The following is a 12,597-nucleotide window of genomic DNA, read 5'->3' on the forward strand; positions in this document are numbered from 1 at the left end:
TCCCTTTTATTATTTAGCGCATCCATTTCAGCACAAGGTAAAAGCCGAGTCCTGTAAAGGACAGGGTCAGTGCTGTAGCCCACCACAATGTTGTAAAACCAAAGGAGTCAACAATAGAAGTTCCTAGCAAGGGTGAAAAGATATTTGCGGCAGAGAAAGCTAGGGAGTTGAATCCCATATATGCTCCCTGAGTTTTGGGTGTAGAACGATTGACAGATACGGTCGCCATAAAGGGAAGTGTCAGCATTTCGCCAAGACCGAAGATGAAAAATGTGAAATATAACCACCCTAGCCCACCCATGTAATTTAACATGGCGTAGGAGAGGGCACATAAAACTGTGCCAAACACCAATGTACTAATCAGTGAGAACCTCTTTTCGGCGACATGGACGACAAACATCTCCAATAGCACAATCACAAAGCCACTCCAACCTAGTAGAAATCCGATCTGATGATCATCCAGGTGGTGTACTTCACGATAAAATATCGGTAAGGTCGTAATTAGCTGGAAAAAGCAGAACGAGAAAATGCAGCAGAATATATTAAATAATACAAAGGGAATATCGGTATAAGGATTGCGACCTTGTTTTACGATTATATTGCTGTTTGCCAACGCTTCTTTTTTTGCTTTTACATCTGTTCTTTTTTGTCTTTTATTAAAGAAGATAAAGAAAATTACTGCAGCGCACATCACTGCAAAGGAATTTCCATAGAATATCCAGTTAAACGAGATCGTCGCCAGAAAACCTGCGGCAGCAGGACCAATTGAAAAACCTAGATTAATTGCTAAACGGTTGAGCGAAAACGCTCGGGTAATATTCTCGGGTTTAGCGTAACTCGCAACAGAAACAGAATTCGCAGGTCTAAATGCATCAAAAATTAGACTTAGTGTAAAGATCATGATAGACAGGGATTGAACCTCTTTAAATAAAGGGATCAATAGAAATAGGGGCGAAGCCAATACTAAACTACCGAATTGCACCTTAAAGCTACCAATCCGATCTGTCAACCATCCACCGATGTAGGAGCCGCAAACTGAGCCTATGCCATAGCTCATAAGCACAATCCCAACTTGTTTGATATCAAAATGAAGGACCTGTGTCATATAGAGCCCCAGGAAGGGGATGACCATACTTCCCATTCTGTTGATCAACATAACAACTGCCAAGAGCCACGCGGCCTGTGAAAGGCCTTTGAAGGAATCCAAGTATATGGATATGATTTTTTTCATGCAAATAATTTGCTTTTTAAAAGCTTGTCATTTATTATGAGCGTTTCCATCTTCCCGATATGGGCTGGTTTTGGCTCACAAAAACTTCAACGGATTCTGTCAAAAAAATGCCAAATTGATTTGGTCAATTTGGCATCTATTATAAAGGGATAATATTATGCCAGTTGCGATTCTGCTATTGACGGGTTGACCTGATAGGTACTTGCTATCATCTGCTTTTTGTTTGATCCCGGTTCCATAATAAAATCAATGCGACCAAGATTGATGCCTGCAAAACCAACTTGGTTGACCACTGTCTGTGTACCTTTTAAATTTGTGACCAAGGTCGGTTCATTTAAAAAAGTATGGGTGTGTCCGCCAATGATCAGATCGATATCTGATGTTTTGGCTGCCAGAACCAGATCTGAAACTTTATCATCCTCATATTGATATCCGAGGTGTGAAAGACAGATAATAAGGTCACACTTATGTTTTTCTTTCAGGATTTTAACAATTTTGTTGGATATTTCAATCGGATCCAGGTATTTCATCCCTTTGTAATTATTGGGATCTACCAAACCTTCGATATCAACCCCCAGTCCAAACACACCCACCTTGATACCGCCTTTATGAAATATCGTATAATCCTGGGTTTTTCCTTCAAGTACAGTACCTTTAAAGTCATAGTTGGCCGTCAGAAATGGAAATTTGGCATGATCTAGGTATTTCACGAGTCCATCCAGGCCATTATCGAACTCATGGTTGCCAAATGTCCCGGCATCATATCGCAATTTGGTCATCAGGTCAAGCTCTAATTTACCGCCAAAGAGGTTGAAATACGGCGTTCCCTGAAACATGTCACCTGCATCCAATAATAGTAGATTATTTTCCTCGCTACGAATCTTATTGATCAGTGTGCTACGACGAGCTACACCACCCAGTCCCTGATACTTACCTCCGTCCATTGGAAAAGGCTCAATGCGACTATGTACATCATTGGTATGTAAAATGGTCAATTTGATCTTTTTACTTTTTGCTGCCGCCTGAAAAGGTAATGAACCCAAAGCAAGTGCTGCAGAAAATCCACCGGCTTGCTTGATAAAGGTTCTCCGATTAATTGATTTTAATTCTTCCATCTAATTCCGCATTTACTTGTTTACCTGCTTTTGTTAATTCACTTACATATTCTATCAAACCTTCACGCATCCGTTGGGGATAGTTGGTTCTAGCGATCGATTGTGTCAATAGGACGAGATTATCGCCACCATTGGCCAGATAATCATAGGTGACGAGTTTGTACGTTTTATTGTTATCTATTGCCTGTCCTTTGATTTTGATATCCTGTACCTTATTTCCTGTTATCGTTAAGGTCATGCCTGCAATAGGCTGGCCATGGGTTGTCGCGATATAGTCAGCTAGCTGGCGTATTTGGCTGCCTTTTAGTTCAATAATCGTCAATGTATTTTCAAAGGGCATTACTTCAAAGATATGTCCTACTGTGATATTCCCGGCTTTGAGATCATTGCGAATTCCTCCTTTTGTTGCAAAGGCCAGGTCGGCGGGATTGTGGGCATAATGATCACTCATCCACAACAAAGCTTCACAAAAGAAATTACCCATTAATGTTTCAGGTGTTTTCTCTTTTGTCAACGCCTTATTGGCATGTCCGATAACGCGGTTCATTTCGGTTTCCATTTTTTGCTTGAATGGCTCATAGATGGAAACGACAGTAGGATCTGCTTGTACATCCTTGTTGATATGGTATTGTTTGAAGTCCTTTTGTGTAGGGTGGAGCTGCTTTGAACAACCTGTGACCATCAAAAGCGAAGCGACTCCAAAACTACCAATAAAGGCAATTTGCTTTGATATATTCATTATAGTTAGTTTAGCCAAATACTGGGGCAAAGTTAGCCAATTAAATATGAAGAAATCTTATTCCTGCTCGTCTAATTTTGCTAAAAAGATAAAAACAATAAAAGCTTAACATAGATTTACGTTAAGCTTTATCATATAATTAGAAAAATAACAACCTAGTGTACTAATTCTGCTTCGGGAAGATCATCTATAGTTGATCGACGATCATCATGCTTTGGTAAAGTATCCAATGTGCCTGCTTGCAGGATCTTTTTGTTTTTATTTTTAGTTGACAATTTGGTGCGGTAAGCCTTCCAGTTCATCAGTAAAACAGAGAACAAAATAACTGCCAAACCTACAATCTGTAAGGAAGTCACGGCATGTGAAGTGAAAAAATGACTTAATATTAACGCAATGATCGGATTTACATAAGCGTATGTACTTACTTCCATCGCTGGGCGCACCTGCAAAAGCCAAATATAGGAGCTAAATGCAAGGATAGAACCAAATGTGATCAAATATGCTAAATTAAACCAATCGACAGGAGCGACACTGCTTAATTCAAATGATGCGTACTCGCCTGTGAACAGCGCAGTGATATTAAAAAGAACACCCGCAGTGACCATCTGCCAAGCTGTTTTGACCATAACGTGCAGATCTTCTTTTTCTTGTGCTTCTGATTTTTTGAAGTATTTAGACGCTAATGAACCTACTGTCCAGGCGATGGAGCCCAATACCAAAATACATAGCGCAATGATTTTCAAATTTCCATTGGCATTGTCGTTGGAAGCTATGATCTGTTCTGCAAATAACATAACAACCCCAATGAACCCAAGCACAACACCGGCTACTGTGGTGACACTGCTAAAATTCTCTTTCCATTTGGGTTTGTCAAGTAAAATAAACCAGATTGCAGCTGCAGCGGCAATAATCGCAGCTACCCCACCAGAAACATATTGTTCGGCCCAGATGACTCCGGCCATATCCACAAATAGAAGTAAGAAGCCAACAAAGGCAGCTTCCAATATGGAGCGTTTGTTAAACAGTTTATAACCTTTTATGGCACAATAACTCATCAGGATGGCGCTTGCGGTAACAAACCGAAACGAGCCTAATATAAATGGTGGAAAACTATGCAATGCTTTTTCTATAAAGAAAAAGGTGGAGCCCCATACCACATAAATAATAAAATAAGCAACCACAACCATTAAAGGGCTAGCAGCTTTTTTGTGTCCTTGCAACATAATTAAAACCTCCTTTCTGTTATTCAGGTATAACAACCTGTTGATCTTCTTTTACCGTCTGAAGTACAATTGTGGTACGAGTAGAAATTATTCCTTCTACTTTGCCCAGTGTATTGCGCATTAAATCAACCAAACCTGTTGAATCTGCCGTTCTTACTTTGATAAGATAACCGTCATCTCCAGCAATGTCGTGTACTTCTTGTACCTCCGGAATTTCCGCAAGGGCGAGACCTACACGTTGTTCGCCAATGATATCATTGGATTTGATGAAAATAAATGATAAAAGTTTCTGATCAACAGCCGCTGGATTGATCTTGGCGCTGTATTTTAAGATCACATCTTTCTGTTCAAGCTTCTTAACCCGCTCTAGTATTGCTGAAGGAGCCATACCTAGTTCTCTAGCGATATCAGCATTGTTGATACGCCCGTTATCCTGCATTAAACGAAGGATTTTATAATCTACCTGATCTAAATTATATTCTACTTTTGTCATTTCGACTGCAAAGGTAAGGAAAAAAGTATAATATTCAAAATATTAGTATTAATTATGAATATTATTCTGAATGACTGGCTAATGTTGTGAATTTTATTCGATCGGTATTTTTGCTGATTTTCTTTGTTTGCTTTAATTTATTGGTTGAAAGAGAGTTGCAGGTGGTCTGCAGTTTACGATGTTCAACAATTATACCGATTTCTCAACTTAATAATAATATTCCGGGTAGATAGGATGACACCTAAGCCGATCAAACATCCCGCGCAAACACAACCGAAACGGTCGAGGGCTGCAAAATAAGAACGACTTTCCTGCTCATGTAAGTAGACAATAATTAAAGCCACCATAGATGTGCGGGCTACAGCCATAATATTCAGTGCTTTGCAGATGATGAGGGAGGCAAGCATTCCGATAATCATCGCATATAGCTGCGGAATCGGTACGAAGTATAAGCTGAGACCGATGGCAGAGCCAATGAAATTGGATTTTGCACGGTCAATGGCAATTTTTTTGGACTCATTTTCCTGCGGAGATATCACTAGGATAATTGAAATAAGTGTCCATGAAACAGAGTATTCCGGAAAGGACACGAATAGGATGTAGCCTAGTAAAAATCCTACTAGTACCCGTATCGAATATATAATAAAATCTGAATGTAATGTGTATCGAAGGATAAGATTACGCATATAACAGAGGGGATGTTAATTCATTAAACCGTGTTGCTGCTGCAAAAATACAAGCAATTGATGAAGATGCGAAATAAAATTCCGGTTTGTTGCATTTTGTGATTGCGTTTTTATGCGTTTTGCTAAAAGAAATTGTGTATTTCTTGCAATTCTTCCTTTTTCCAAAGGAGAAATTTGACTAAATTTGTTTTCTATACAAAAAAGCAAATTCAGTGAAAGATCAGAATCAGTTAGCCTTATTGGCAACTCAACTTAAGGGGGAGTTGTATTATACAGATGAGGCATCGCATCAAACCATGTTAGTTGCCTACTCAACAGATGCTTCGGTATACCAGGAAAAACCGTTGGCCGTAGCTATTCCATCTGATATAAACGATATAAAGAATCTAATTGATTTTGCCCGAGCAAACCAAACAACCTTAATTCCCCGTACCGCTGGAACATCGTTGGCAGGACAGGTTGTTGGAAATGGTATCATTATGGATATATCCCGTCATTTTAACCGCATCCTGGAATTGAATGTGGAGGAGAAATGGGTGCGGGTACAACCCGGAGTGATTCGTGATGATCTGAATAGTTACCTAAAGCCTTTTGGGCTAATGTTTGGTCCGGAGACATCCACGGCAAGCCGGGCCATGGTTGGTGGTATGATTGGTAATAATTCCTCGGGTCTCCATTCCATTGTCTGGGGCGATACCCGTCATAATCTAATTGCAGCAGATGTACTTTTAGATGATAAATCAGAGGTGAGCTTTGCTTCGCTGGATGAGGCAAGTTATTTCAAAAAACTTTTACAGTCAGATCGTGAAGGGGATATCTACCGTCACATGAATGATTTGTTGACGGATCCTCAAAATTTGGCAGCGATTGAAACAGGCTACCCCAAGCGTTCGATTACCCGACGAAATACTGGATATGCCTTGGATATTTTGAGTGACCGTACGCAACCATTTAATATGTGTAACCTTTTGGCGGGTTCGGAAGGAACTTTGGCGATTGTAACGGAGGCAAAGCTTCACTTGATGGATTTACCACCGCAGGAACTTGGACTATTATGTGTTCATTTTGCTGATATGGTTGAATGTATGCATGGAAATGTCATCGCGTTGAATCATCAGCCTGAGGCGTCTGAGCTGGTCGATAAATATATCATGGATTTTACGGTCGGGCATCCGACTTATAAATACAATCGCTTTTTTATTGAGGGTGATCCTCAGGCACTATTGATCGTAGAATTTAGAGGTCATACTGCTGTGGAGACCGAGGCCAAGGCGATGGCTTTAAAGGCAGAACTGATTGAGAAAGGTTTGGGCTATGCCTATCCTTATATTATTGGAGTCGAGCAGACTAATCTTGTCTGGGATGTTCGAAAAGCTGGACTGGGGCTTATCCGTAATCTTCCTGGGGACAGCCAACCTGTCAATTTAATCGAAGACTGTGCGGTTTCTCCGGAGGATCTTCCGGCCTATGTCAGTGACATCCAGAAACTTTTGGTTGAAGAGGGGGTGCATGCATCTTACTACGCACATGCTGGAGCGGGTGAACTACATATCGAACCTTTTGTCAATTTGAAAACAGAAGAAGGTAAGCGGACTTTCCGCTCCATATTGGAAAAAACAAGTGACCTTGTGTTAAAGTATAATGGATCGTTGAGTGGGGAGCATGGCGACGGACGTTTGAGGGGAGAATTTATTGGTAAAGTACTAGGAGAAAAGGTTTATAAACTTCTGGAGGAGGTAAAGGTAATTTTCGATCCTGTAGGAGTTTTTAATGCAAATAAGATTGTCAACACTCCACCAATGGATGCCCATTTGCGTTATGACAATGACAAAAATAGGACGGATATAAAAACCTATTTTGATTTTTCCAAAGATGAATCTATTCTCCGTTTGGCTGAAAAATGTTCGGGCTCGGGTGATTGTCGGAAAACAGAAATTACCGGCGGGACGATGTGTCCATCTTTTATGGCGACACGGGATGAGAAGGATACAACGCGTGCACGAGCGAATATGTTGCGTCAATTTTTGACCAACTCCACAAAAAAAAATCGCTTTGACCATGAGGAAATCAAGGAAGTGATGGATTTATGTTTGAGTTGCAAAGGCTGTAAAACGGAATGTCCGTCGAGTGTGGATGTTGCCAAGATGAAAGCAGAGTTTTTACAACATTATTACGATGAACATGGGGCCGGCTTTAGGACCAAATTGATCGCGAATTTTACTGATTCCCAGAAACTGGGATCACTCGTCGCTCCAATCTATAATTTTGTTGTGAAGAATGACTTTTTATCCGGTTTGGTAAAGAAAACGGTAGGGTTTGCACCAAAACGCTCTCTTCCTACGGTGAATGGAACGACCTTGAGCCAATGGGTCAGGAAGCAAACGAAAACACCGCAGAATAAACGCAGGGTCTATCTATTCTCCGACGAGTTTACAGAATATAACGATGCTGAGATTGGCATTACAGCTTACAAGCTACTAACGGCATTGGGCTATGAAGTGATTATTCCAAAACATGTACAAAGCGGACGGACATATCTCTCTAAAGGATTTGTTAAAGAAGCAAAAAAGATTGCCAATCAAAACATTAATTTCCTAAAAGGTCTGATTACCGACGAGACACCGTTGTTGGGTATTGAGCCATCTGGCATCATTACATTTAGAGATGAATATTTAAGTCTGGTTGATGAAAATCTTCGTACTGATGCACAGTTGGTGGCTAAAAATGCACTTATGATTGACGAATTTCTATTGGCGGAAATCGAGGCGGGCCGTATTCATCAGGAGCAGTTTACAGCTGTGGAAAAGAATATCAAACTGCATGGACATTGCTATCAGAAAGCTTTTCATCTGGTAGGCGTTACCCAGCAAGTCTTAGCGTTCCCATCCAATTATTCCGTTGAAGTGATTCCGTCGGGCTGCTGTGGTATGGCAGGTTCGTTTGGTTATGAAGCCGAACACTATGATGTCTCAATGAAAGTGGCCGAACTAGTTTTATTGCCGGCTGTACGTAACACAGATACAGCGACTCTAATTGCTGCTGCGGGTACCTCGTGCCGTCATCAGATCAAAGATGGTACCGGAAGAAAATCTTTTCACCCCGTTGAAATTTTATACGACGCTTTATTGAAATAAAATAAAAACATTGCGAATAGTTGTTTGTTATCAGTAATAGTAGTAATATTATAGGAACAATATTTCAATGATTACTGATAATAAACAATTCACCATGTACAAAATTCAATCTATAGCCCTTCTTGCAACAGCTACGATGATGATGGCTGCTTGTGGAAATTCCAATCAGAAGAAAACTGATGGAAGTGATACTGCGACAGCGAACACTATTGAGCGGGTACGCATCGAACAACTGACGAATGGCACTCCAGGTCCTGAAAAAAAGAACTTTTTTCTGCGTATTACCGACGAAGTTAAAACCGATTCAAGTCGCATTTATACAACGAAATCAATTTACAATAAGGATACAGTAGGTGCTAAAATTGAAGTTGTTGATTTTATCCCAGCAGGTATTATCGATGGTCAGCCAAGTGATGATGTGGGCTTTACTAAAGGAAAAATTAAAATAACTACCTTAGGAACGCAATCTGACAACTTAGTTAAAGCTTTAGGTGAATTGTTTCAAATACCAACTACTGATGGTTTTACAAAAGAAGTTATTCTGCCAAATGTATTTTCATCCAATAAAGTGAATGTTGATCTATCAAAGAAAACTGCCTATAGTTTCAAACTATTTTTAGAGAATAAAAAGGCGGAACCTGCGGAATTGTTTTTTAATGTAGATACCTATAAACACTCGATTGAATTTTCCGAAAAAGATCCATCGTTCCGTGCTGGATTTATATCGGCTTTGACTGGAAAGTAAATCTTTAACTATTGATAGATAGTAAGTAACCGGCTTTGGCCGGCAATATATTGAAATAGCGAGAAGGCTGTATAATCACACGATTATACAGCCTTTTTTAGTATTGGTTCTTTTATTAGTCTGATTTCCTGGTTTTACATGCTACTGATTTCCTTAGGCATGTATAGGATCTTGGTGTTGTAAGTGATAAGTCCCAATTCTCTGAAAATCTTGTTTAGCAAATAAAAAGAGTTACATTTGTGCTAATATATTTAGTTTTATTTATGAGGCATTCAGGAACGACGGATTTGCCGTTACACTATGGAAAGGTACCGGCTTGGCTGTATGAACGGATGAGTTCACTGGGCAAATCCATTGTGGAGGTCATCCTGATGGATTATGGGCAAGATGAGGTGCTCCGGAGATTGGCAGATCCATTTTGGTTCCAAAGCTTTGGCGCCGTACTCGGCATGGACTGGCATTCATCAGGTATTACAACATCGGTTATGGGAGCTTTAAAACGCGCGATCAATCCCTGTGCGGATGCCTTCGGCCTCTATATATGTGGCGGCAAGGGTAAATTTTCTAAAGACACACCGCAGGAGCTACTTTATTTGGCAGATAAAACCGGTTTGGACGGGAATAAATTGGTTCGAACAAGTAAGTTGGTGGCAAAGGTGGATAATACGGCGATACAAGATGGTTATCAGCTATACCTCCATAATTTTATTGTCAGCAAAGACGGTCATTGGGCTGTGGTACAACAGGGCATGCATAATCATGATGGAACTGCCCGCCGCTATCATTGGCATTCGGAGAAAGTTCGCTCTTTTATTGACGAACCTCATGCTGGTATTGAAGGTCGTTCGCAGGGCCTTATTTTGAACTTGACAGCTTCTGGTGCAGCTCCTAACAGAACAGGCATTATGGCTATCGTTAACGAAGATTCTTCCCGTGCATTATTGGACTTTAAAAAATTGGTCATGCCTTCACATCACGATGTACGTGCTGCAGATGTTGATCTCAAAAGGTTAGGAGCGATGTTATATGTGACACGGGAAAATCAGCCTCAGGATTTTGAGGAGCTTTTGCTGTTAAAGGGGATGGGGCCGCGTACATTACAATCCTTGGCTCTAGTCAGTGAGGTGATCCATGGTGCTTCAGCACGCTTTAAAGATCCCGCGCGCTTTTCTTTTGCCCATGGTGGAAAGGATGGCCATCCTTTTCCTGTCCCTTTGGATATTTACGACCAAAGTATTCAAATCTTACAAAAGGGTATCGAAAGGTCAAAACTGGGGAATAGCGATAAATTAAAATCCATACATAAACTCCATCAGATCATATTGGACGCTGAGCATAATTTCACACCCCAGTTTGATATTCAACAGGTAATAGCAGAAGAACGTAGAGACTCTTGGAAGTACAATGGTCGAACCGTATTTGGTCAGGCAAAAGCTCCAAAGGATGGTGACATAGGGCAACAGTTGTCACTTTTCTAAACATTATTGATGGATTGTAATCATTTTGTTAAATTGTGTTAAACCTTATTGAATTTATTTATACGCTAGTATATTTGCCCTCAAATGAAAGTGGTTATTACAATTCTATGTTTTATAGGGTTCCTATTGATTAGGAGCGGTAATAGCCATGCTGTGCTTAACGAATCTGATCGCCCTACGGTCAGTTTTATGAACCAGCACAATGATGCCAACCTGGAGGACAGGATTAATTCTCTAAGTGCCCACATCGATCCTTTAATAGCTGGAAACGTACATGATGAGAACCTCGTCATCGAAGAGTTTAACAGTGAGAATTTTCAGTTGACCAAAGACCTCGAAGCAGCTTCTAATTTTGTCGCTTTATTGTTCTTTGCGGTTGTACTTTTTATCTTTGTATTTCGTTTTGCAAAAAAGATTCCTTTTTGCAATTTTGTCGCTTATTTACACCCCCAAAGGTATATTCTTCAACAAAACTGGAGAATTTAATAGCCAATCTCCGAAATAGCCCAACTTTATTTTCGTTGTATTCCGAACAATTCAGACTTTCATTGATAGATTAATGATTCTGTGTTTTTTTGTGTTACAAAAATCTAAGGATTAGGTTGTTTCAACTACCATATCAACAAACAATCAAACTTATTTTTAATTAGACGCTTACAAATGAAAAGAGTATTTATGCTCGTTAATTTGGCTATGGTATTATGCCAAATTGGGTGTACTTCCAAAAAGGAAGAGAAAGAAGAAAAGGAAAAATTCAATGTTACCTCTCCTGTACAGGTCGATACAACAATCCGCAAGGATTTTGTTTCTCAGATTAAATCTTTTCGTAATATCGAATTACGTGCACAGGAGAAGGGATACCTGGAGCAGATTTTTGTCGACGAGGGACAATTTGTGCACAAAGGACAGCTTCTGTTTCGCATTATGCCCAAAATGTATGAAGCAGAGTTTAGAAAATCTATGGCGGAAGTGAATGTCGCCGAGATTGAAGTGCAGAACACCAAGAGCTTAGCCGATAAAAATGTCGTATCCCCCAACGAACTTGCTATGGCGAAAGCAAAACTGGAGCAAGCCAAGGCGGCTTCCGCAATTGCCAAACTGCACCTTTCTTTTACAGAAATAAGAGCACCATTTGATGGTACAATTGACCGTATCCCGCTAAAATTAGGAAGTTTGGTGGATGAGGGCGAGTTATTGACAAGCCTCTCCGACAATAGCCAAATGCTGGTATACTTCAATGTGTCGGAACCAGAGTACCTGAATTATCAGACAAACGTGAGTAAACGCGGAGATACCCATGTTGGATTATTGCTTGCCAATAACGAATTGCTTCCAGAACATGGGGTGGTTGAAACCATAGAGAGTGAATTTGACAGCGAAACTGGTAACATTGCCTTTAGGGCGAGATTTCCAAATCCCAATCGATTATTGAAACATGGTGAAAGTGGTAAAGTCGTTATGAATTTTCCATTGAAGCAGGCATTGATTATCCCACAAAAGGCAACCTACGAGTTACAGGACCGGAAATATGTTTATGTCGTGGATAAAGCGGGCAAGTTAAAAGCTCGTTATATCACAATTAGCAATTCTCTTCCTGATCTTTATGTGGTCAGCAGTGGACTTCAAAAAGATGATAAATTCCTATTGGACGGTATACAGAAAGTGAAAGAGGATGAAAAGATCAACTACAGTTTCGTTCAGCCTAAAGATGCCATTTCTAATTTGAAGTTAAAAACAGAATAAATCTCCATAC

The 12,597-nt window shown here is 40.2% G+C and carries 11 protein-coding genes; 5 read left to right on the forward strand and 6 right to left on the reverse strand.

Annotated features, from left to right (window positions below):
* Window positions 1–13: 13 nt before the first annotated feature.
* From LC454_RS25600 to LC454_RS25625, 6 genes are all read right to left on the reverse strand, one after another.
* Entirely contained in the window at window positions 14–1,231 is a 1,218-nt protein-coding gene (locus LC454_RS25600) for an MFS transporter (protein WP_223585266.1), read from the reverse strand.
* Between the two features lie 155 nt (window positions 1,232–1,386).
* Window positions 1,387–2,346 (reverse strand): bifunctional metallophosphatase/5'-nucleotidase, encoded by a 960-nt coding sequence (locus LC454_RS25605; RefSeq protein ID WP_223585267.1) that lies wholly within the window; start codon window positions 2,344–2,346, stop codon window positions 1,387–1,389.
* Window positions 2,324–3,085, reverse strand: coding sequence for a 5'-nucleotidase C-terminal domain-containing protein (locus LC454_RS25610; RefSeq protein WP_223585268.1), 762 nt, complete (start codon window positions 3,083–3,085; stop codon window positions 2,324–2,326). The genes LC454_RS25605 and LC454_RS25610 overlap by 23 nt, the downstream gene beginning before the upstream one ends.
* Window positions 3,086–3,240: 155 nt before the next feature.
* Window positions 3,241–4,308: an EamA family transporter gene (locus tag LC454_RS25615; protein ID WP_223585269.1), complete on the reverse strand. Its 1,068-nt coding sequence runs from the start codon at window positions 4,306–4,308 to the stop codon at window positions 3,241–3,243.
* Window positions 4,309–4,327: 19 nt separating this feature from the next.
* Window positions 4,328–4,801 carry an Lrp/AsnC family transcriptional regulator gene (locus LC454_RS25620; RefSeq protein WP_223585270.1) on the reverse strand — a complete coding sequence of 158 codons (474 nt, stop codon included), beginning with the start codon at window positions 4,799–4,801 and terminating at the stop codon, window positions 4,328–4,330.
* 182 nt (window positions 4,802–4,983) lie between these two features.
* A complete protein-coding gene (locus tag LC454_RS25625) occupies window positions 4,984–5,487 on the reverse strand; it encodes an FUSC family protein (protein ID WP_223585271.1) in 504 nt (167 codons plus the stop codon).
* Between the two features lie 212 nt (window positions 5,488–5,699).
* Here LC454_RS25625 and LC454_RS25630 point away from each other — a divergent pair, with 212 nt between their 5' ends.
* The 5 genes from LC454_RS25630 to LC454_RS25650 all read left to right on the forward strand — a co-directional run bounded on the left by LC454_RS25630 (window position 5,700) and on the right by LC454_RS25650 (window position 12,587).
* Window positions 5,700–8,621, forward strand: coding sequence for an FAD-binding and (Fe-S)-binding domain-containing protein (locus LC454_RS25630; protein ID WP_223585272.1), 2,922 nt, complete (start codon window positions 5,700–5,702; stop codon window positions 8,619–8,621).
* A 94-nt stretch (window positions 8,622–8,715) separates the two neighbouring features.
* Complete coding sequence (locus tag LC454_RS25635) at window positions 8,716–9,366, forward strand: hypothetical protein (protein ID WP_223585273.1); 651 nt, start codon at window positions 8,716–8,718, stop codon at window positions 9,364–9,366.
* Between the two features lie 263 nt (window positions 9,367–9,629).
* Entirely contained in the window at window positions 9,630–10,844 is a 1,215-nt protein-coding gene (locus LC454_RS25640) for a DUF763 domain-containing protein (RefSeq protein ID WP_223585274.1), read from the forward strand.
* 84 nt (window positions 10,845–10,928) lie between these two features.
* Entirely contained in the window at window positions 10,929–11,330 is a 402-nt protein-coding gene (locus LC454_RS25645) for a hypothetical protein (RefSeq protein ID WP_223585275.1), read from the forward strand.
* A 174-nt stretch (window positions 11,331–11,504) separates the two neighbouring features.
* On the forward strand, window positions 11,505–12,587 hold the full coding sequence (locus LC454_RS25650; protein ID WP_120257838.1) for an efflux RND transporter periplasmic adaptor subunit: 1,083 nt from the start codon (window positions 11,505–11,507) through the stop codon (window positions 12,585–12,587).
* Window positions 12,588–12,597: the final 10 nt, after the last annotated feature.

Origin of the sequence: Sphingobacterium sp. GVS05A, assembly GCF_019969845.1 — a bacterium.
Taxonomy (GTDB): domain Bacteria; phylum Bacteroidota; class Bacteroidia; order Sphingobacteriales; family Sphingobacteriaceae; genus Sphingobacterium.

Excerpts from the sequence above, each read along its gene's own strand:
- LC454_RS25645 (WP_223585275.1), top strand. The coding sequence starts at position 10,929 with ATGAAAGTGGTTATTACAATTCTATGTTTTATAGGGTTCCTATTGATT.
- LC454_RS25625 (WP_223585271.1), bottom strand. The coding sequence starts at position 5,487 with ATGCGTAATCTTATCCTTCGATACACATTACATTCAGATTTTATTATA.
- LC454_RS25610 (WP_223585268.1), bottom strand. The coding sequence starts at position 3,085 with ATGAATATATCAAAGCAAATTGCCTTTATTGGTAGTTTTGGAGTCGCT.
- LC454_RS25605 (WP_223585267.1), bottom strand. The coding sequence starts at position 2,346 with ATGGAAGAATTAAAATCAATTAATCGGAGAACCTTTATCAAGCAAGCC.
- LC454_RS25600 (WP_223585266.1), bottom strand. The coding sequence starts at position 1,231 with ATGAAAAAAATCATATCCATATACTTGGATTCCTTCAAAGGCCTTTCA.
- LC454_RS25615 (WP_223585269.1), bottom strand. The coding sequence starts at position 4,308 with ATGTTGCAAGGACACAAAAAAGCTGCTAGCCCTTTAATGGTTGTGGTT.
- LC454_RS25640 (WP_223585274.1), top strand. The coding sequence starts at position 9,630 with ATGAGGCATTCAGGAACGACGGATTTGCCGTTACACTATGGAAAGGTA.
- LC454_RS25650 (WP_120257838.1), top strand. The coding sequence starts at position 11,505 with ATGAAAAGAGTATTTATGCTCGTTAATTTGGCTATGGTATTATGCCAA.
- LC454_RS25620 (WP_223585270.1), bottom strand. The coding sequence starts at position 4,801 with ATGACAAAAGTAGAATATAATTTAGATCAGGTAGATTATAAAATCCTT.
- LC454_RS25635 (WP_223585273.1), top strand. The coding sequence starts at position 8,716 with ATGTACAAAATTCAATCTATAGCCCTTCTTGCAACAGCTACGATGATG.